This is a genomic window from Streptomyces sp. NPDC094034 (assembly GCF_040303865.1).
Taxonomy (GTDB): Bacteria; Actinomycetota; Actinomycetes; order Streptomycetales; family Streptomycetaceae; genus Streptomyces.
Map to the genome: position 1 here is coordinate 21,353 of NZ_JBEOUD010000020.1, position 20,040 is coordinate 41,392.

General features: G+C 70.5%; 22 protein-coding genes. 17 read left to right on the forward strand and 5 right to left on the reverse strand.

The genetic code is table 11. The features are described 5' to 3' along the window. Positions 1 to 2 precede the first annotated feature (2 nt). On the forward strand, positions 3 to 989 hold the full coding sequence (locus tag ABTZ59_RS19265; protein ID WP_249950401.1) for a 3-oxoacyl-ACP synthase III family protein: 987 nt from the start codon (positions 3 to 5) through the stop codon (positions 987 to 989). Beyond that, positions 986 to 1,741 (forward strand): SDR family NAD(P)-dependent oxidoreductase, encoded by a 756-nt coding sequence (locus ABTZ59_RS19270; protein WP_249950402.1) that lies wholly within the window; start codon positions 986 to 988, stop codon positions 1,739 to 1,741. The genes ABTZ59_RS19265 and ABTZ59_RS19270 overlap by 4 nt, the downstream gene beginning before the upstream one ends. 70 nt (positions 1,742 to 1,811) lie before the next feature. Here the strand turns inward: ABTZ59_RS19270 and ABTZ59_RS19275 are convergent, their stop codons facing one another. Next, positions 1,812 to 2,738 carry an AfsR/SARP family transcriptional regulator gene (locus ABTZ59_RS19275; protein ID WP_351402980.1) on the reverse strand — a complete coding sequence of 309 codons (927 nt, stop codon included), beginning with the start codon at positions 2,736 to 2,738 and terminating at the stop codon, positions 1,812 to 1,814. 392 nt (positions 2,739 to 3,130) lie between these two features. Here ABTZ59_RS19275 and ABTZ59_RS19280 point away from each other — a divergent pair, with 392 nt between their 5' ends. The 14 genes from ABTZ59_RS19280 (at position 3,131) to ABTZ59_RS19345 (ending at position 16,210) form a co-directional block, all read left to right on the forward strand. Then, on the forward strand, positions 3,131 to 4,348 hold the full coding sequence (locus ABTZ59_RS19280; protein WP_351402992.1) for an aminotransferase class I/II-fold pyridoxal phosphate-dependent enzyme: 1,218 nt from the start codon (positions 3,131 to 3,133) through the stop codon (positions 4,346 to 4,348). A 113-nt stretch (positions 4,349 to 4,461) separates the two neighbouring features. Continuing rightward, entirely contained in the window at positions 4,462 to 5,712 is a 1,251-nt protein-coding gene (locus ABTZ59_RS19285) for a beta-ketoacyl-[acyl-carrier-protein] synthase family protein (protein WP_351403000.1), read from the forward strand. Next, a complete protein-coding gene (locus tag ABTZ59_RS19290; RefSeq protein ID WP_351403011.1) occupies positions 5,709 to 6,641 on the forward strand; it encodes a MaoC/PaaZ C-terminal domain-containing protein in 933 nt (310 codons plus the stop codon). Before ABTZ59_RS19285 ends, ABTZ59_RS19290 begins: the two co-directional genes overlap by 4 nt. Continuing rightward, positions 6,631 to 8,163, forward strand: coding sequence for an AMP-binding protein (locus tag ABTZ59_RS19295; RefSeq protein ID WP_351403020.1), 1,533 nt, complete (start codon positions 6,631 to 6,633; stop codon positions 8,161 to 8,163). The genes ABTZ59_RS19290 and ABTZ59_RS19295 overlap by 11 nt, the downstream gene beginning before the upstream one ends. Further along, complete coding sequence (locus tag ABTZ59_RS19300; RefSeq protein ID WP_351403024.1) at positions 8,160 to 8,423, forward strand: acyl carrier protein; 264 nt, start codon at positions 8,160 to 8,162, stop codon at positions 8,421 to 8,423. The genes ABTZ59_RS19295 and ABTZ59_RS19300 overlap by 4 nt, the downstream gene beginning before the upstream one ends. Positions 8,424 to 8,425: 2 nt before the next feature. Next, on the forward strand, positions 8,426 to 9,493 hold the full coding sequence (locus ABTZ59_RS19305; RefSeq protein ID WP_351403027.1) for an anthranilate phosphoribosyltransferase: 1,068 nt from the start codon (positions 8,426 to 8,428) through the stop codon (positions 9,491 to 9,493). Further along, the gene (gene trpA / locus ABTZ59_RS19310; RefSeq protein WP_351403036.1) at positions 9,486 to 10,325 is read left to right on the forward strand and encodes a tryptophan synthase subunit alpha; all 840 of its coding nucleotides are present in this window, start codon (positions 9,486 to 9,488) and stop codon (positions 10,323 to 10,325) included. The genes ABTZ59_RS19305 and trpA overlap by 8 nt, the downstream gene beginning before the upstream one ends. A gap of 2 nt (positions 10,326 to 10,327) precedes the next feature. After that, complete coding sequence (locus ABTZ59_RS19315; protein ID WP_249950410.1) at positions 10,328 to 10,702, forward strand: ectoine synthase; 375 nt, start codon at positions 10,328 to 10,330, stop codon at positions 10,700 to 10,702. 56 nt (positions 10,703 to 10,758) lie between these two features. After that, positions 10,759 to 11,904, forward strand: a complete 1,146-nt coding sequence (locus ABTZ59_RS19320) for an acyl-CoA dehydrogenase family protein (RefSeq protein WP_351403765.1) — start codon at positions 10,759 to 10,761, stop codon at positions 11,902 to 11,904. Continuing rightward, entirely contained in the window at positions 11,901 to 12,647 is a 747-nt protein-coding gene (locus ABTZ59_RS19325) for a phosphoribosylanthranilate isomerase (RefSeq protein ID WP_351403044.1), read from the forward strand. Before ABTZ59_RS19320 ends, ABTZ59_RS19325 begins: the two co-directional genes overlap by 4 nt. Further along, on the forward strand, positions 12,644 to 13,363 hold the full coding sequence (locus ABTZ59_RS19330; protein ID WP_351403050.1) for a beta/alpha barrel domain-containing protein: 720 nt from the start codon (positions 12,644 to 12,646) through the stop codon (positions 13,361 to 13,363). The genes ABTZ59_RS19325 and ABTZ59_RS19330 overlap by 4 nt, the downstream gene beginning before the upstream one ends. Further along, the gene (locus tag ABTZ59_RS19335) at positions 13,360 to 14,271 is read left to right on the forward strand and encodes an alpha/beta hydrolase (RefSeq protein ID WP_351403058.1); all 912 of its coding nucleotides are present in this window, start codon (positions 13,360 to 13,362) and stop codon (positions 14,269 to 14,271) included. Before ABTZ59_RS19330 ends, ABTZ59_RS19335 begins: the two co-directional genes overlap by 4 nt. 158 nt (positions 14,272 to 14,429) lie before the next feature. Continuing rightward, entirely contained in the window at positions 14,430 to 15,374 is a 945-nt protein-coding gene (gene metF, locus ABTZ59_RS19340) for a methylenetetrahydrofolate reductase [NAD(P)H] (RefSeq protein WP_503003140.1), read from the forward strand. A gap of 227 nt (positions 15,375 to 15,601) precedes the next feature. Then, positions 15,602 to 16,210 carry an anthrone oxygenase family protein gene (locus tag ABTZ59_RS19345; RefSeq protein WP_351403063.1) on the forward strand — a complete coding sequence of 203 codons (609 nt, stop codon included), beginning with the start codon at positions 15,602 to 15,604 and terminating at the stop codon, positions 16,208 to 16,210. A 77-nt stretch (positions 16,211 to 16,287) separates the two neighbouring features. Here the strand turns inward: ABTZ59_RS19345 and ABTZ59_RS19350 are convergent, their stop codons facing one another. From ABTZ59_RS19350 to rpmF, 3 genes are all read right to left on the reverse strand, one after another. After that, positions 16,288 to 16,680, reverse strand: coding sequence for an SCO5389 family protein (locus ABTZ59_RS19350; protein WP_351403070.1), 393 nt, complete (start codon positions 16,678 to 16,680; stop codon positions 16,288 to 16,290). Between the two features lie 74 nt (positions 16,681 to 16,754). After that, on the reverse strand, positions 16,755 to 17,708 hold the full coding sequence (locus ABTZ59_RS19355; RefSeq protein WP_351403075.1) for an ATP-binding protein: 954 nt from the start codon (positions 17,706 to 17,708) through the stop codon (positions 16,755 to 16,757). A gap of 3 nt (positions 17,709 to 17,711) precedes the next feature. Further along, entirely contained in the window at positions 17,712 to 17,882 is a 171-nt protein-coding gene (gene rpmF, locus ABTZ59_RS19360) for a 50S ribosomal protein L32 (RefSeq protein ID WP_351403079.1), read from the reverse strand. Between the two features lie 128 nt (positions 17,883 to 18,010). On the opposite strand from rpmF, the gene ABTZ59_RS19365 reads away from it, so the two are divergent. Beyond that, complete coding sequence (locus ABTZ59_RS19365) at positions 18,011 to 18,307, forward strand: hypothetical protein (protein WP_351403083.1); 297 nt, start codon at positions 18,011 to 18,013, stop codon at positions 18,305 to 18,307. A 93-nt stretch (positions 18,308 to 18,400) separates the two neighbouring features. Here the strand turns inward: ABTZ59_RS19365 and ABTZ59_RS19370 are convergent, their stop codons facing one another. Further along, complete coding sequence (locus ABTZ59_RS19370) at positions 18,401 to 19,966, reverse strand: MDR family MFS transporter (RefSeq protein ID WP_503003176.1); 1,566 nt, start codon at positions 19,964 to 19,966, stop codon at positions 18,401 to 18,403. Positions 19,967 to 20,040 lie beyond the last annotated feature (74 nt).

The window sequence follows — 20,040 nt, forward strand, 5'->3', positions numbered from 1 at the left end:
CCGTGAACGGCTTCGACATCACCGGGTGGGGCATGGCCGTACCCGAGCGCAAGGTCACCAGCGTGGAGCTCGCGGAGCGGTTCGGTGTCGACGAGAACTGGATCGTCAGCCGCTGTGGCATCCGGGAGCGCCGCGCCGTGGGGCCGGGACAGACGACCGCCTCGCTGGCTGTCGAGGCCGGCCGGCGCGCGCTGGAGAAGGCGGGCCTGAGCGGTGGCGACATCGCCCATCTGATCGTCGCCACCGCCACGCCCGAGCAGCCCTCACCGGCCACGTCCGCTTTCGTCCACCACGATCTGGGCATCGCGGGCAGCGCGCACGACGTCAACTCGGAGTGCGCGGGCTTTGTCTACGGTCTGGTGTCGGCGATGGCGCTGATCGCCATCGATCCCCGGCCCATCCTGCTGATCGGCTCCGACACCCATACCCTGACGGCCAACCCCGCCGACCGCGATCTGTCGATCCTGGTCGGCGACGGGGCCGGTGCGGTCGTGCTCCAGCCTGGCCCGGAGAACCGGGTGAAGGCATGGAACCTCGGCGCGGACGGCTCGTGCACCGGCAGTCTGAAGGTGCTGGCGGGCGGCAGCAGGATGCCGACCACCGAGGAGACGGTCCGCGAGGGGCTGCACTTCGCCAAGATCAACGGCAACGAGATCTATCTCAACGCCGTGCGCTACACGGTCCGTACGGTCCGGGAGACGCTGGAGAGCGCCAAGGTCGACGCCGCCGATGTCGACCACATCATCCCGCACCAGGCCAATATCCGGATCATCAACTCCATCCTCAGCCACACCGGTCTGCGGCCGGAGGCGCTGGTCACCAACCTGGAGCGGTACGGCAACACCGCGTCGGCGTCCATCCCGATCGCGCTCACCGAGGCGTTGGAGGACGGCCGGATCCGCCCCGGCGACCAGGTGCTGCTGGCCGGCTTCGGCGCGGGAATGACCTGGGGATCGATGCTCCTTGAGTGGGGCGGGGAGAGGAAATGAGCCGTAACAGCGAGCCGGGCACCCGTCCCGAGCGGCCGGTCGCCCTCGTCACAGGGGCGTCCGGCGGGCTCGGGCAGGCGCTGGCACTCGAACTCGACGCGCTCGGCTGCCGGGTCGCCGTCCACTACAACAGCTCGGAGGCGGCGGCCCACGCCGTACGGGAGAAGCTGAGCAACGACTCGGCCGTCGTCACCGGCGATGTCGGCTCCTGGGACGCCGTCACCGCGATGTACGCCGAGATCGGTGAGCGGCTCGGCCCGGTCGACGTGCTCGTCAACAACGGCGCCATCCGCAAGGACGCGCTGATGGCGATGCAGTCGCCGACGGACTGGCAGCAGGTCATCCAGACCAATCTGATCGGTTCGTTCCACACCGCGCGGGTGTCCGTTCCGTACATGCTCAGGCAGCGGTGGGGCCGGATCATCAATGTGGTGTCGCCCTCCGGGCTGATCGCGACGGCGGGTCAGACGGCCTACTCCGCCTCGAAGGCTGGTCTTATCGGCCTCACCCGCACCCTGGCCGCTGAGTGCGGCAGACGCGGGGTGACGGTGAACGCGCTCTCCCCGGGGTTCATGATCACGGGAATGACGGAGAACCTGCCGGGACACGTCATCGAGGGGATGGAGGGCAAGGCACCCATTCCGCGCTTCGTCACGGTCGAGGAGGTGGCGCGCAGCGCCGCCCTGTTCCTTGACCAGGACTGTATGACGGGCCAGGTCATCAGCATCGACAGCGGCGTCTCGATCACCTGAGAACGGCTTGTACGCACAGAGAGGCGGCCCGGCGTATCTCGCCGGGCCGCCCGCGTATGTTCCCCCGCCGTCAGGCCACACGCCGGTCGGGTACCGGGGGCGCGGGGTGGGTGAGGCAGCCGCCCGCCGCCAATAAGCAGGGTCCCGGCGGCGCCGGCCGCGGGCACGGCGCCTCGAACATCCCCATCAGCAGCGGGTCGAGACGCGGCGCGGCGCCGTTGTCGGGCGTCGGTCTTCGGGGGGTGTCGGGGCCCCGCAGCAGCTCCAGATAGGCGGCCTGGCTCTCCGGCGCCGGGTCGATCCCCAGCTCCTCGGCGAGCACCTCCCTCAGCTGCTGATACGTGCGCAGCGCCTCGGCCCGGTTGCCGGCCGTACGGTGCGCGGCCATCCGGCACCGGTAGGCGCTCTCCCGGAACGGCGCCCGCCGTACGGCCTCCTCGGCGTACCGCAGCGCGTGATGCTCGTCGCCCAGGGCCGCCGAGGCGAGACTCGCGGTCTCCAGCGCCGACAGCCGCAGCTCGTCGAGCCATTCCCGTACGCCGTTGACCCACTCGCCCTCGTGGGCGGGCAGGAACGACCCGCGTAGATTCGACACGGCCGCGGCGGCGAGCTGCTGGGCGACGGCGAACGAGCCCGTGGCGTACGCCTCGGCCGCCTCCCTCGCCGCCGCCTCCGCGCACTCGACGTCGACGGCCGCGTCGTCCGGCAGCCGCAGCAGATAGCGGCCGCCCTGGGCGACCAGTGGTGTGACCCCGGGCCGCTGCTGGGGGAACGTGACGAACGTACGGACCCGGCTGACAACACTGCGCAGGGCCGAGGCCCAGGTGTCCGGCAGTCCGTCGGGCCAGACGGTGTCGGCGAGTTGATCGCGACTGGTGCCGCCGGACCGTTCGAGGATCAGCCTGGCGAACGCGACTTGAGCCTGAGCGCTGGACAGATGCTGTGGCGGAACCCCTTCGGGTTCGATCGTGACAAGGCCAGCGAGTCTGATGAGCAAGCTGTACTCCCCGATGCGGTCGGCCCTGGGCCGGTTGCACCGACGGCGGCTGCCGCCGGCGAGGGTGTCGACATCACGCCAGGGGGCCCCGCCACAGTGGTCCTTGTGAAGGAGTCCGGGACACTCTGTGCATGCCCCCTGCACAGAAATTGGACGATATCAATCGGCCATCTCGGTGTGTCAATAGTGGCCGGGGATCATTCCCCTGGATTTCTCTGGAGACCTTCATTCCGCTTGCGTAAAGCTGACGCGATGTTCTTGCGCTCCCTCCTTTTCCCATTTCAGTGCCGTGTTGCGCGCGGCTTGCGCGGCTGTCGTTGAATTGCGTCGGCACTCTGAGTCCAGGTTGAGCGGACTCCGGTAATTGTCCGAAACGTGGTGAGGAGACGTACGTGAACACATCCGGGGGCTGGGATCGTCTCGCGCCGAAACTGGCCGCGACACACCGCCGCGTGCGGGCCCTGGAGTGGGAGCCCGCCCGCCGCAACAGCTTTGTGACGTACACGGTCGAGCGCGACACCGCCTACGCCGACCTCGACGGCGAGCGCCTCCTGATGATGTCGGGCTACAGCTATCTGGGCCTGGCGGGCGACGAGCGCGTGGTCGCCGCCGCCAAGGCAGCCGTCGATCTGTACGGCACCGGCAACCACGGAGTGCGGGCGCTGGCGGGCTCGATCCCGCTGCACGAGGAACTGGAGGCGGAGGTCGCCCGGTTCGCCGGCCGCCAGGAGGCACTGGTGTTCGGCTCCGGGTACGCCGCCAACGTCGGCACGGTCGGCGCGCTGGTCGGCGCCGGGGACACCGTACTGATCGACAAGTACGACCACGCCAGCATCGTGGACGGCTGCCGGCTCAGCGGCGCCACCGTCACCCGCTTCCGGCACAACGACGTCGGCCATCTCGACCGCAGGCTCGCCGCCGCGAGCCCGGACGGGATCCGGCTCGTCATCGTCGACAGCGTCTACTCCATGGACGGCGACATCGCGCCGCTGCCGGAGCTGCGCCGGGTGTGCGACGCCCACAACGCGCTGCTGATGGTGGACGAGGCCCACGCGCTCGGTGTCATCGGCGCCACCGGCAAGGGCATCGAGGAGCACTTCGACTACACCGCGCGGGTCGACGTCAAGCTGGGCACGCTCTCCAAGGCCATCCCCTCGATGGGCGGCTGGGTGGCGGGACCGAGCGAGCTGATCGGCCATCTCAAGTACGCGGCACGGCCGTTCCTCTTCTCCGCGGCCCTCGGCCCTGCCCAGTCGGGCGCGGCGCTCGAATCGCTGCGGATCCTGGAGCGCGAGCCCGAGCGGGTCCGCCATATCCAGCAGGAGTCCGCGCGCTTCCGCCAGATGCTGAACGACGGCGGGATGCGCACCGGCGACAGCGAGACCGCCGTCGTCCCCGTCATCGCCGGCTCCGACGACGCCGCGTACGACTACGCCACGGCCTGCCGCGCGGCGGGGGTCATCGGACTGCCGGTGGTCACCCCGGCCGTCCCCAACGACCTGGCCAGGCTGCGGATCGCCATCACCGCACGCCACACCAAGAGCGACATCGACTTCGCCGCGGAGGCCTTCCTCAAGGCGGCCCGGGTGTGCGGGCTCATCCCGGACTGACGGCCGGTCAGCCCGCCCCCTCACCGCCGTCCTTCGCCCCTCCGCCCGCCGCTTTCGCCCCTCCGCCCTTTGCCCTCCGCCCTCCGACGTTCGTACGGGATACGGGATCCGAGATGCCAACCTCACCGAGGCACGCACCGCCACAAGAGCCTGTCGCGATCACCGGCATGGGTGTCGTCACCCCGGCCGGCTGCACCCCTGACGATCTGTGGACCGCGCTGCGAGCGGGCAGGTCCACCGCCGCCGCGCTGACCCATCTCGACCTGGCGCGCCACCGGGTGCGCATCGGCTGCCGGGTCACCGGGCTCGACTCCCTCGGTTTCGTGCCCGCCAAGGACGCCCGCAGGATGGACCCGTTCGCGCTGTACGGGACGACCGCCGCCCTCGCCGCGCACCAGGACGCGGGCGGGCCCACCGCCGATCCCGGCCGTACGGCGATCGTCGTCGGCAACGCCGTCGGCGGCCGGGCCACCAGCGACCAGGAGTCCCGGCACTTCACCGAGTCGGGACCGCACCGGGTCAACCCGTTGATGCCACTGATGACGATGCCCAACGCGGCGGCGGCCCAGATCTCGATGCGGCTCGGCTGGCAGGGCCCCGCCCTGACCATCGCCACCACCTGCGCCAGCGGCGCCGACGCCGTCGGCCACGCGCTCACACTGCTGCGAACCCACCGGGCGGATGTCGTCCTGGCCGGCGGCTGCGAGTCGACCCTCACCCCCGTCACCCTCGCCGGATTCGGCAACCTCAACGCCGTATCGCTGCGCAACGACGACCCGGAGCACGCGTCCAGGCCGTTCGACGCCGACCGCGACGGCTTCGTGATGGGGGAGGGCGCCGGGTTCGTCGTCCTCGAACGCCTCGACGACGCGCGGGCGCGCGGCGCCCGTACGTACGCGACCGTGGCCGGTTACGCCGCCACCTCCGACGCGTACCACCTGGCCATGCCGTTGCCGGACGGCGGCGCCGCCGTCGGCGCCATGTCGGGAGCCATCGCCGACGCGGGTCTGACCCCCTCCGACATCGTCCATGTCAACGCGCACGGCACCTCGACCCCGCACAACGACCGGGCCGAAGCACTCGCGCTGGCCAAGGTGTTCGGCACGGACGGGCCGCCGGTGACCGCGAGCAAGAGCGTCATCGGCCATCTCATCGGGGCCGCGGGCGCCGTCGAACTGATCGCCACCGTGCAGGCGATGGGCCGGTGCGAGGTCCCTCCCACCGCCAACCACGAACAACTGGAGCCAGGTATGGAAATCGATGTGGTCCATGGCGCCCCGCGAGCCGTCGCGTCCGGTCCCGCGCTCTCCAACTCCTTCGGCTTCGGCGGCCACAACTCCAGCCTGGTGGTGGCCCCGATATGACCACCGCCCCCGCCCCGACGGCGACGCGTACCGTCACCGCGGAAGAGATCGCGGCCTACCGGGGCGCCGTCCGCGCCGCGCTGCCCGCCGCGCGTGACCAACTCGCCTCGCCCGTCCACGCGTTCGTCCTCGCCCACGCCGTCGCCGAACGTACGGTGGCCGCGCTGACCGCCGACGAGCCCGGCCCCGTGTCGGTCGTCCACCTCGGTCAGGACATCCGCTGCCGGCGGCTCGTACGCCCCGGTGAACAGGTCACCGTACGGCTGGATGTGCTCGGCGCCCGCCGTGAACCGCGCGGGACACGGGTCGCGCTGCGCTCCCGGCTGACCGGCGACGGCGCGAACCTCACGGACCACATGGGCTCCACGGATCCCATGAGCTCCATGGATTCCACGGGCTCCACGGACCCGGGTGGTGGTGCCGAGCCGTTCGCCGAACTGGTCACCAGCGCCCTGCTCGTGGGCGCGACCGCCCTCGAACCCTTCGGGGAGATCTCCGGCGGCGCCGCCGTCCCCGCGCCCGCCGGAGCGGCCGAGCCCGCCACCGTCATCCACGAGCCGACCGTGGAGTGGATCCGCCGCTACGCGCTGGCCTCCGGCGACGAGAACCCCATCCATCTCGACGCCGACGCGGCCCGCGCCGCCGGTTTCACCTCCGTCATCGCACACGGGATGAGCGTGCTGGCCCTGGCCGTGGAGGAGATCACCGACCGGTACGCGGACGGAGACGCCGCCCGGATACGGGGGATCGGCGGACGCTTCTCGGCGCCCGTCACACCCGGAGAGCCGCTCCGGTTCGACCTTCAGCCGGACACGGCCCGCCGCGTGGTGCGCTTCGGCTGCCGCACCCCCGCGGGACCCGCCGTCAAGAGCGGCTGGGTCGAACTGACCGAACACCCGGGAAGAGCGGGAGGCGGACATGACGACTGACGGCCTCGGCCTGGTGGGCGGATTCCTCTCCCAGGTCCGTGCACGGCCCGACGCCACCGCCCTGGTGTGGAACGGCGAGGAGACCACCTACCGCGAGCTGTACGAATGGGCCGGACGCGAGCGCGACCGGCTGCCCCGGCTGGGGCTCACCCCCGGCGAGCCCGTCGGTGTCCTGGCCACCAAATCGCCCGCGGCCATCGCGCTGGTGCTGGCCTGTCTGCTGGCCAGACGCCCCTTCCTGCTGCCGTCGCCCGCGCTCGCCGACTCCCTGCTCGCGGATCTCTTCGCGCAGGCGGGCTGCCGCCGGGTGATCACGGCCGACGGCACGGACGCCGCGGTGACGCCGAACCCCGAGGTCACCGCGCAGCCGCTGGCACCCCGCGAGGCCGCCGAGGTGTCGTTCATGCTCACCACCTCCGGCTCCACCAGCCTGCCCAAGATCGTCCCCCTGGGCCGGGGCGCCGTGAACCGGTTCGTCGCCTGGGCCGCCCCCGCCTTCGGCATCGGGCCCGGCGTCACCGTACTCAACTACGCGCCGCTCAACTTCGACCTGTGCCTCCTGGACATCTGGACGACCCTCGCGCACGGCGGCCGGGTGGTCCTGGTGGATCCCGCACTCGCCGCCCGGGGCGCGCATCTGCTCGACCTTCTCGTCCGCCATGACGTACGGGTGGTCCAGGCGGTGCCGATGTTCTACGGGCTGGTGCTCGACGAGGCCGAGCGGCGCGGGGTGACGCTCCCCGGGGTCGGCCAGGTGATGTTCAGCGGCGATGTCATACCCGACCGCACCTTCGCCGCCCTGCCCCGGCTGTTTCCCGGGGCGCGGATCCACAACATCTACGGCTGCACCGAGACCAACGACAGCTTCGTCCATGAGGTCGACACCGGCGCCACCGAATTCCCGCCGGTGCCGATCGGCCGCCCGCTGCCGGGAGTCGAGGCCCTGATCCTCACCCCGGACGGCGCGGCCGTCGAGGGACCGGGCTCCGGCGAACTGTATGTCTCCACCCCCTTCCAGTCGGCCGGCTATCTCGACCGGACCCGGCACGCCGACAAGTTCACCGGCCACCCGCTGGGACGCGACGACCGGCGCTGGTTCCGCACCGGCGATCTGGTACGTCGCGACGCCGACGGCAGGCTCCATCTCACCGGCCGCTCCGACCACCAGGTCAAGGTCCGCGGGGTCGCCGTGAACACCGCGGAGATCGAACGGATACTGCTCGACCACCCCGCCGTACGCGAAGCGGGGGTGGCCGCCGTACCCGACCCGGTCGAGGGCCGCCGGCTCATCGCCGCCGTACAGAGCGAACCGGGCAGCGGACTCAACTCCCTGACGTTGCGTCAGCACTGCGCGAGACGGCTGCCCAGGGCGGCCGTTCCCGCCACGCTGCGGATCGTCGACGCGCCGCTGCCGAAGACCGCCACGGGAAAGGTCGACCGCAAGGCGCTCGACCGACTCGACGGGCTGTCCACCGTCTCCACCGTCACATCAGCCACAACCGCCCAGGGAAGGACGTCATGAGCCACACCGGCACCATCAAGCAGTTCGTCATCGAGGAGTTCCTGCCGGACATCACCGCCCAGGAGCTGGCGGACGACCACGATCTGCTCTCGGACGGTGTCATCGACAGCCTCGGTGTGCTGAAGCTGATCGCCTGGGTCGAGGACCGCTTCGAGCTGCCCATCGGCGACACCGATCTCGACCCCGACAACTTCCGTAGTGTGGCGGCCATCGACGCGTTCATCGCCGGCGCGCGCCGTCCCGAGGTGGCGGGCGGATAACGGTGCATGACGCACTCACCGGCCTGCTGGAGCGGCGCGCGCCCGTCGGGCGCGATACCTGGCGCTCGTTCTGGGACCAGCTCGGCGACGGCGGCGTCGACCGGGCGGAGGCCCTCGCCCTGCTGGCCTGCCTGGCCACCACGCTGCCCGGCCACGAGACGCTGCGTCCGCTGCTCGACTCGCTCGCCGAGCGGCGGCCCGCCCGGCCGGCGGGCCGCTGGCCGGGAACGGTCAACGTGGTGGGCACCGGCGGCGGACCGAAGACCTTCAACATCTCCACCGCGTCGGCGTTCGTCGCCGCCGCGACCGGGGTGCGGGTCGTCAAGACGGGCTCGCGCGCGTACACCAGCTCGCTCGGCTCCGTCGATCTGCTGGAACGTCTCGGCGTCCGGCTGACCTCCTCCTACGACCAGACCGCCGACACCCTGGACCGGTACGGCATCGCCTTCGCCGGACCGTTCGTCTACCCGGCGCAGCTGACCCGGCTGGCCAGGACCATCGCGCCGACGAGCATGAAACCCTTCGGCCGCTTCCTCAACGCCCTCGGTCCGTTCCTCGCGGACCTGCCCGTCACGGCGCAGGTCACCGGGGTCTCGGCGGGCGCGCCCCTGGCCGAACTCCGCGCGCTCGCCGAGAGCGAGGCGAAGAGCGGGAACAGGCCCGGCCGCACCTTCTGGCTGACCACCAACGACCGCGGCGCCGACGAACTGCTCGGCTTCGCCGACAACACCATCCACACCCCCGGCGGCCATGAACTGCGTCTGACCGCAGGCGAGTTGGTCCCGCCCGACGGAGGCTTCGACGATCTCGGACCCGCCCCCGACCCCGCCTCGGCACCCGCGCACTTCCTGTCCGTCCTCGCGGGCACCGGGGGAGAGGTGGCCACCCGTACGGTCTGCCTCAACGCGGCGGCGCTGGCCGTCGCGAGCGGTCACACCAGTGACTGGACGGGGGCCGTCGCCGCCGCCCTGGAGGCGGTACGCGGCGGAGCCGCCCGCGAACTCGCCGAGCGCGTGAGGACCGGGGCGTCGCGCCCGCCCGGCCGCACGGAGGAGATGACCCATGGCTGACTTCTTCTCCCGCGTCGGACCCGGCGAAGGACCGGGACTGGCCCTCTTCCTCAACGCCGGGGACCCGCCGCTCGATGTCCTCGCCGACCTCGTTCTCATGCTGGACGAGGAGGGCGTCGACTGCCTCGAACTCGCCGTGCCCTTCCCCGACTCCGTCACCGACGGGCCCGTGATCCGCCGCTCCGCCCGCCGAGCCCTCGATCAGGGGGTCGGGCTCGACGATGTCCTCGCCTTCATCGCCGCCGTACGCCCGCGCCTGCGCCGACTGCGGATCGCACTGCTCGCCGACTGGAGCCACACACTCAAGCACCGGGAGCGCGAGCACGGCGGCCCCGCGCGCACACTCCGTGCGATCGCCGGTTCCGGCGCGGACGGACTGCTCGTCCACGCGCTGCCGCCCCGGCTGCGCACCGCACACCACGCGGCGGCCCGCGAGGCCCAACTGCCCGTCGTCACCACCTGTTACCAGCAGAGCCCGCCGTCGACCATGGCCGAGGCCGCGGCCGGGGCGAGCGCCTATCTCTATCTCGTCGCCCACTACGGACGCAGCGGCACCGCCCCCGCCGGCGGACACGCCGCGCTGGCGACCACCGTCGCCGCGCTCCGGGCGCACACGGAATCCCCGATCGCCATCGGCTTCGGGGTCAGGACCAGACAGGACGTGGAGACCGTGGGCGCCTGCGGAGCCGATGCGGTCATCATCGGCTCCGCGGGTGTCGCCCGGATCGAGCGGTCGCTCGCCCAGGAGAGCGACGTCGTCGACGGCTTTCGCGCCTTCGTCAGGTCCGTATCGCCCAACCGTTCCATCACACCTGAGAGAACCGGGAGTTGAACATGTTCGTCCGTGACCTGGAGAGCGTGAAGACGGTCGAGTGGGGCAACGGCCTGAGCCGTCGCTTCATCGTGGCCGCCGACGGCCTCGACTACAGCATCACCGACACTACCGTGCGCGCGGGCACCAAGTCCCGTCTGGAATACCGCAATCACATCGAATCCTGCTACTGCATCGAGGGTTCGGGAGAGGTGATCGAGCTGGACGGCACCTCGCACCCGATCGTGCCCGGCCGTCTCTACTCGCTCAACGAGAACGACGCCCACTACCTCGTGGCCAGCCCGCACGAGGATCTGCGCCTGGTGTGCGTCTTCTCCCCGGCACTCCGGGGCGACGAGGTGCACCAGCTCGACGAGCAGGTCTCCTCGGCGTACTGACCGCACACCGCGGTCCCCCGACCGCCCGTCAACCAACCCTCGTGGAAAGGCTCGCCGTGATCCGCTGGAACGCCGACCAGGCCGAACTGCGCGAAGGTCTGGCCCGGTGGGGTGAGGCGCTCAGCGTCGGCCACATAGAACAGGACGAACAGGCCACGTTCTCCTGGGACAAGTGGAAACTGATCCGGGAGACCGGCATCCTCGGACTGCCCTTCGAAGAGCGCTGGGGCGGCCTCGGCCAGTCCCTGCTCACCACCATGTATCTGCTCGAAGGGCTGGGCGAGCACTGCCGCGATTCCGGGCTGAGCTTCTCGGTCACCACCACCATGGCCAGTACCGGTGTGCCACTCGCGCGATTCGGCACGGACGCGCAGAAGGAGCGGTATCTGACCCGGATCTGCTCGGGCGAGGTGATCGGCGCCCATGCCATCACCGAGGCCGAGGGCGGCTCGGACGCCATGGCGATGACCACCAGAGCGGTACGGGACGGCGACCATTTCGTCCTGCACGGCTCGAAGATCTTCGTCAGCAACGGCCCGGTCGCCGATGTGTTCGTCGTCTACGCGCGTACGCATCCGGACGGCGGCCCACTCGGGGTCACCGCGTTCCTCGTGGACCGGGACACCCCGGGGCTCACGATCGGCACACCGACCAAGAAGATGGGACTGCGCACCTCGCCGCTCAGCGAGTTGTTCTTCGACGAGTGCCGTGTTCCGAGGACCCAGGTCCTCGGCCGGGTCGGCGGCGGATTCATCGTGCTCGACCATGTGATGAAGCGGGAGATCCTCTTCTCCTTCATCGTGAACGTGGGAGAGATGCGGTACCGGCTCGACCGCTGCCTCGACCACGCGAAGACCCGCCGTTCCTTCGGCAGGCCGATCGGCTCGTACCAGTCCGTCGCCAACAAGATCGTCGACATGAGGATCCGGCTGGAGACGGCGGGCAAGTGGCTGTACGACACCGGTGAACGTCTCGCGGCCGGCGAGAACGTCACGGTGGATCTGGCCATCGCCAAACTGGTCACGAGCGAGAGCAATGTGGCGACCAGTCTGATGGCCGTGCAACTCTTCGGCGGGCACGGCTATATGACCGAGTACGGCCTGGAGAAGGACGTGCGCAACGCCGTCGCGGGCACGATCTACTCCGGCACCACGGAAATCCAGTACAACCGCATCGCCTCGATGCTGGGTCTGGGCACATGAGCCCGGAGCCCGCCTCCGGGCACCCGGCGGGAGACTCGGCCGCACCCGAGGCCCGCCGGGTTCTGAAGGTCTGCGGTGCCACCTCCGTCGACGACATCACCACGCTCGCCGCCGCGGGCGCGGACTGTGTCGGCCTGTGGCACGGCATACCCGGCGGCCACGCCGAACTTCCCGCGCGACGTCTGACCGAACTCGTCACGGCCGCCCGCGCCACCGGCCGGCTCGAACCGGTCCTTGTCACCTTCCTCGGCGACCCCGAAGCACTTGCCGGGCTTGCCCGCCGCACCGGTCTGCGCTGGCTGCAACTGCACGCCTACCAGCCACCCGCGGTGGTACGGGCGCTGCGCGCCGCCCTGCCCGACGCGATCCTGGTCAAGGTCCTTCATCTGCGCGGCGGCGGCTGTCCTGAACGTCCGCTGATCGGCGCGTACGAGCGGGCGGGCACCGACCTGTTCCTGCTCGACACGGCCACCGAGGACGGCCGGGTCGGCAGTACGGGACATCAACTCCCCGAGCGTGATGTGCTGGGCCTGCTGCCCCGGCTCACCCGGCCGTTCCTGCTCGCCGGGGGCATCTCCCCGGACAACCGTCCCGCCTACGGGTCCGTCGTCGCCCACCCCGGCTTCCGCGGTATCGATGTCGACACCGCGGCCCGTGACGCACACGGACGTTTCTCGGCGCCCGCCGTCACCGCTCTGGCCCGCGCCTGGCGGACCGGCACGTCCCCTGAGGAGCCCCGATGACCACCCGATTCCTGGAAACCCTGCTGGCCGCCGATCGCCCGCTGGTCATGGAGATCAAACGGCGCGACGCACACGGCCACGACCTGCTCGGCGGCCGGACGCCCGCCGCGATCGTGGCGTCCTACGAAGCGGCGGGCGCGCCCTGTGTCTCGGTGGTGACGGGACGCTGGTTCGGTGGCACCACCGATCTGCTGCGCGAGGTCGCCGCGCTCACCGATCTGCCGCTGCTCCAGAAGGACTTCATCACCCGCAAGGACCAGCTGTCGAACGCCAGGGAACTCGGCGCCGCGGCCGTGCTGCTCACCGCGGCCCTGCTGCCCCGATCCAGTATGCGCACCCTGATCACCGCCGCTCTGCCCCTCGGCCTCACCCCCTTCGTCGAGGTGACGGAAGAGTCCGAACTCGATGGTCTGCCGCACGCCGACGAGTGCGTCGTCGCCGTCAACAACAAGGACATCAAGGCCAGGGAACGCGACCGCGGCGACCTCGACCGCAGCCTCGCCCTGCTGCCCGCGGTCCGGGCCTCGGGCACCCGCTGCCCGGTCAGCGCCAGCGCCATCGACGGCCCGCTCGCCGCCGCGACACTGCTCGACGCGGGGTACGCCGGCCTGCTGGTGGGCACCTCGCTGCTGCGCGCCGACAGCGCGGCCGGCTGGGCCGACCGCCTGGACCGCGCCAGGACCCGCCCCGCCGCTCAGGAGAACCGCCTGCCATGACCGCACCCGTAACCCTTCCCGCCACCGCGGCCTCTCCGGCGCCCGCCGTCCGCGCCGTGACCCTGCACGCGGGTGACATCCCGCTGTCGGGTCTGCTCGCCGAGCCGGACGGCGGCGCGAAGCCCCGCTCCATGATCGTCGCCATCCACGGCCGTGGCATGTGCGCCGACTACTTCAACGGACTGACCGACCCGGCCGACTCACTGCTCACCCTGGGTGCCCGGCTCGGTCATACGGTGCTGGCCCTGGACCGGCCAGGGTACGGCGCCTCCGCCGGCCCACTGCCGGACGGACAGCCCCTCGGCGAGCAGGCGACCACACTGCACCAGGCGCTCGCGAGCTTCGCCCGGCACCACCCCACCGGCTCGGGCTTCTTCGTGGTGGCTCACTCCGACGGCGGCAAGGTGGCGCTGCACATGGCCGCGCAGGACGCGGGCGGCGGGCTGATCGGGCTCGACATCAATGGATGCGGCTGGCGGTACGCGCCCGAGGCGCGGCACTTCCCCGACACCCTCGGCGGTGGCGCGTCCCGGCTCAACTGGGGTCCGCTGCATCTGTATTCACCCGGTACGTTCCGGGCGAGCCGCGCCCTGCTGAGGGCCGTTCCGGCGCGCGAGGCGGCCCAGACGGCGACCTGGCCCGTCCAGTACCCGCGGCTCGCCGGCCGGATCACCAGCCCGGTCAGACTGACCTTCGCGGAACATGAACTCTGGTGGGAGCTCGACGACCAGGCGCTGGCGGCGATGACGGGTCAGCTGACCGCGGCGCCGCTCGTCATGGTGGAGCAGCTGCCCGCCGCCGGGCACAACATCAGCATCGGCCGCGCCGCCCGCGCCTACCATCTGCGGGCGCTGGCCTTCCTGGAGGAATGTCTGCGACGTGCCGGTGGCGCCCCCGACGCATGCTGAACTCCACGCGGAAGAAGGACTGTTGTGCGCGAGCGTCGTCCCGGTGATCAGTACGTGATCAATCCGTGGTCATGGCGGGGGAGCGGAGCGCATCGCGGCTACTGTGTGCGCACCGTATCCATCCACGCACCGAGCGGCTCCAGGAAGGACCCCTCCCCATGGCGGCAGAGACCGCGGACCTCCCGCAGCATCCCAGGCCGGGCCCGCGTGCCCTGATGGCCGACGGGCAGCGCTCGTACTCCTTCGAGTTCTTCCCGCCCAAGACGCCCGCGGGGGAACGCACGCTCTGGAACGCGATCCGCCGGATCGAGGCGCTCGCGCCGTCCTTCGTCTCCGTGACCTATGGCGCCGGCGGCTCCTCGCGCGACCGGACGATCGAGGTCACCAAGCGCATCGCCGCCGAGACCACCCTGCGCCCGGTCGCCCATCTCACGGCGGTCGGCCACTCCGTAGCCGAACTGCGGCACATCATCGGGCAGTACGCGGACGCCGGGATCCGCGACGTGCTCGCGCTGCGTGGCGATCCGCCCGGCGACCCGCGCGGCGAGTGGGTCCGCCATCCCGAGGGCTTCGCCCAGGCCGGCGAACTCGTCTCCCTCATCAGGGAACTGGGCGATTTCACCGTCGGGGTGGCGGCCTTCCCCGAGCGCCATCCGCGCTCGCCCGACTGGGACAGCGACATCCGTCACTTCGTCGCCAAGTGCCGGGCGGGCGCCGACTACGCGATCACGCAGATGTTCTTCGACGTCGAGGACTATCTGCGGCTCCGCGACCGGATCGAGGCCGCGGGCTGTACGACCCCGATCGTCCCCGAGATCATGCCGGCCACCGACGTACGGCAGATCCGCCGCTTCGCCGAACTCAGCGACGCCCGCTTCCCCGACGCGCTGGCCGGGCGGCTCGAAGAGGCTCGCGACCGGCCGGCCGACGGACATCGCATCGGTGTCGAGTACGCCACGGCCATGGCCGAACGACTGCTCGCCGAAGGCGCCCCCGGACTGCACTACATCACCCTCAACCGCTCCACGGCCACGATGGAGATCCACCAGAACCTGGGCGTGGGGGTACGACGGGACCGGCCGCTCGCCGCCACCCGTCCCTGATCCGATGGCCGGCCGGAGCCGGTGAGCTGTCCCCCCGCTTGGACGCTGGAATATGGACCTGAGCTTCATGGCTATGTTCCGTCTCACCGCGCTGTACTTGACTGGTCCCCTGACGCAGTACGTGAGAAAGCCGTGTCACATGTCGGCGGCGGCGTTGGCGACGACACCGTGGCGGTCGCCGGATCACCTCGTAACGGACGGCTTCGACCACCAGACAAGGAAGTCCCATGAGCTTCAACCCGACCGGTACCCCGAACCCCTACGCCGCCTATCCGCCCGCCCCCGCTGCGGCGCCCGTGCGCCGGAGCAAGGCGGTGGGGCCGCTGCTGATGATCGCCACCATCACCATGGGGCTGATGGCCGGTCTCTTCTTCGCGTACGACATCTCGGTGATGCCGGGGCTGGCCAGGACGGACGACCGTACCTATGTCGACGCGATGCAGAACTTCAACGCCCTGATCGACGGCAACGGTCTCTTCGGCATGATCTTCATCGGGGCGCTGCTCGCCGCGGCGGTCGCCGCGTTCCTTGAGCACCGCCAGGGCGGGCGGGGCGCCGCGCTCTGGATCGGGGCGGCGGCAGCGCTCTATCTGGTGGCCCTGATGATCACGTTCAGCGTCAATATTCCGCTCAACAACGAACTGGCCGCCGCCGGTGACCCGGCCAGGATCACGGACTTCTCGATCGTCGAGAAGTTCAAGACCACCTGGGAGACGAGCAACATCGTACGGACCCTGGTCTGCACGGCGGCGCTCGGCTTCCTCGCCCGCGCACTGGTGCTGCACGGCCGTGGCACCGGCGCCGGCAGTGCCACGGCGCGTCCGCACGGCGTCTGAACCGGGGTCGCGACCAGCGGGGCGACGGGGCTCCGGCCCCATCGCCCCGCTTCATCGACCGTTCAGCAGCCCCGAGTTCAGCAGTCCCGGAATTCGGGCGACTGGTTGAGGATCTGCGAGCGCGTCGAGGTGAACCGGGTGTGTGTCGCACCGCCTCGGTCCTCCGGACGGAACACGGCCACCCGGTGGCAGTTCTGGAACGCCAGGCTGACCCCGAAGTGCCGCTCCAGACTGGAGCGGATGGCATCGCTGGCGAGCGCGCGCAGCAGCTGACCGCGTTCGTGCTCGGAGGGCGGCGGTGTCTGGTTGTCGGCGAACACGGCGTCGCCGCGCCGCAGTTCACCGACCAGATCGGCGATGAGGGTGTACGCGTACGGCAGGGAGGTCCGGACGGTGTCCACGAAGTCCTCTTCGCGGACCTGGCCGCTCTCGGCGTCGGCGAGCAGCTTGGGGGAGACATCGAGTGACATGAGTGCCTGTCCTGTCGGTTTGGGGGGCACAGCGGCCCGGTGGGGGAGGAGACGGTGCGAGGGCGCGGCGCGACTCACCGCGCCAGAGCGTCAGGACCGTGCCGGAAACCTGGGTCGACCTGAAGCGCGAGCTGGCTTCCGGTGGCCCGGTCGGCCCACGCGTGCGCGTTGCGCAGATGGAACTCGACGGCGTGGCGCTGGAAGGTGTCCCAGTCCTTCGGCCGCGCGTCGACGGCGGCGCGCAACTGGCGCAGGGTGTGCGCGTTGTGCGGTTCGAGCCCGCCTCCCGTACGGCCCTGCTCCTGTGCCCTTACCCAGGGGGACTGCTCGCAGTACGCGATCAGATCGTCCCCGACATGCTCCTTGAGGAAGAGGAGATCGTCCTCCCCCGTCACCTTGTTGCCGACCACGGCGAGCGCGATCCCGAACTCCCGGGCGTGATCGCGGTACTGGCGGTAGACCGAGACGCCCTTGCGTGTGGGCTCGGCGACCAGGAACGTCAGATCGAAGCGGGTGAACAGACCGGAGGCGAACGCGTCGGCCCCGGCGGTCATATCCACGACGACATATTCGCCCGGCCCGTCGACCAGATGGTTCAGATACAGCTCGACCGCCCCGAGCTTGGAGTGGTAGCAGGCCACTCCGAGATCGCTGTCGTCGAACACCCCGGTCACCATCAGCGGCACGCCGCCCACCGGACGGGCGTGGTGGCTATGCACCGGGTCGTCGCCGAGCACCCGCAGCAGCCGCGAACCGCGCCCCGGCGGAGTGGTCTTGATCATCTCCTCGCGTGAGGCGATCAGCGGATTGTCCCCGCGCAGCCAGTCCTTGATCTCGCCGGTGCGCGCGCTGAGCGGTGGCGCGGTGTGGCTCTCGCCCTCCCCGGGGGAGAGTGCCTCGGCCAGATGCTGGTTGATGTCCGCGTCGATGGCGACCACGGGCGCCCCCTCGGCGGCTAACGACCGGGCGAAGAGGGCCGACAGCGTGGTCTTGCCGCTGCCGCCCTTGCCGACGAACGCTACGCGCACCGTTCAGCCCTCCGGGGTCAGCAGGCCGCGCTGGTACGCCGCGACGAGTCGCTGCGGTACGAGATGAGACGTACCGTCGATCGTGACAGGCACCAGGGTCGGCGTGACGCCCTTCCACTGGGCCCGGCGGTGACGGGTATTGCTGCGGGACATCTTCCGTTTGGGTACGGCCATGGCGAACCTCCAGGGTGCGGAGCACGGATCGTGATGCCGTCGAACGCTACATGCAAATGAACACCGTTACCAAAACCGCCTCTCGTCCACGCGCGTCGCCTCGCGCCCACGAGTGATTGGAGAGAGCCATGACGACCGCACACGCTCCCCATCCGAACCACACGCACCAGCACGGCGCGGGCTGCGGCCATGTGGCCTTCCCGCACGAAGGGCATGTGGACTACGCGCACGACGGACATGTGCACGCGGTCCACGGCGATCATGTGGACGAATGCGAGCCCGGAGCCCACGCCCCGCACAGTGGTCATACGCATCAGCACGGGGAGGGCTGCGGTCATGTGGCGGTGCCTCATGACGGCCATGTGGACTATGTGCACGACGGACACCGTCATGCCGAGCACGAAGGGCACTGGGACGACCACTGACCCCTACGCGTACGGCCCCGGACGCACCTGAGAGGGCGCGGCCGGGGCCGTGGCGTCATGCGGTGATACGTGGGGCTCGGCCCACCGGGGCGGTCAGCCCACCGGGGCGGGCGGAGTGGGCTTGGAGACCCCCTCCGCCTGCTTGCTCTCCTCCGCGAGCCGCTCCATCCCGCTCGTGGTCTTGAGCGGCTTCTCCTTGATGAAGAGCACCGCGACGAGCGCCAGCGCGGCGAACGGCGCGGCGACCAGGAAGAGTTCCGCCGTGGCCACACCGTAGGCGTGCTGCACGATCTCCCGCATCGCGTCGGGAAGCTTCGACAGGTCGGGGACGGCGCCGTGGCCCGCGCCGCCGGACGCCCCCTGGCCGGACTCGCCCAGGCTCTTGGTCATCTCGGCCGCCACCCGGTTGGCGAGCACCGCGCCGAGGACGCTCGTACCGATCGTTCCGCCCATGCTGCGGAAGAACGACAGGACGGACGTGGCCGCGCCCAGTTCGGCGGCCGGTACGTCGTTCTGCGCCACCAGTACCAGGTTCTGCATCAGCAGCCCGACGCCGATACCGAGCACCGCCATGTAGAGGCTGAGCAGACCGAAGCCGGTGTCGGCGTCGATGGTCGCGAGCATGCCCAGACCGGCCGTCATGATCACGCCGCCCGCGATCAGATAGACCTTCCACTTGCCGGTGGCGCTGATGATCTGGCCGGCGACGGTGGAGGACACCAGCAGACCGAGGATCATCGGCAGGCCCATCAGCCCGGCGACGGTCGGGGACTTGCCGAGCGAGATCTGGAAGTACTGCGAGAGGAAGACGGTGCCGCCGAACATGGCCACACCGACCAGCAGGCTCGCGACCGTGGTCAGGGTGACCGTGCGGTTGCGGAAGATGTCCAGCGGAATGACCGGCTCGGGGACCCTGGCCTCCACGAAGACCGCGGCCACCAGCAGCACCACACCCGTGCCCGTCAGGGCGAAGGTCTGCCAGGAAGCCCAGTCGAACCGGTTGCCCGCCAGGGAGGTCCAGATCAGCAGCGCGGAGACGCCCGCCACGATCAGGAACGCGCCCAGGTAGTCGATCTTCACCTCGCGCCGGATCGTGGGCAGTCGCAGCGTGGACTGGAGCATCAGGATCGCGGCCAGCGCGAACGGCACACCGATGAAGAAGCACCAGCGCCAGCCCAGCCACGAGGTGTCCACGAGCACGCCGCCGATCAGCGGCCCGGCGACCGTACCGACCGCGAAGACGGCGCCGAAGATCCCGGAGTACTTGCCCAGCCGCCGGGGCGGGATGACCGCCGCCATGACGATCTGCGCGAGCGCGGTCAGACCGCCCGCGCCGATGCCCTGGACGACACGGCTGAAGATGAGCAGGCCGACGCCCTGGGAGAAGCCGGCCAGCAGGGACCCGACCACGAACATGGCGAGCGACAACTGGAGCAGCAGCTTCTTGTTGTACAGGTCCGACAGCTTGCCCCAGAGGGGCACGGTCGCCGTCATGGCGAGCAGTTCGGAGGTGACCACCCAGGTGTACGACGACTGACTTCCGTCGAGGTCGGCGATGATCCGGGGCAGGGCGTTGGCCACCACTGTGCTGGCCAGGATGGCGACGAACATTCCGGCCATCAACCCCGACATGGCCTGGAGTATCTGGCGGTTGGTCATGGAGGTCGGCGCCTGTTCGGGCGCCTCAATTGCACTCAAGGTGTCCTTCTTCAAGTCCATGGTCGATACGTGGG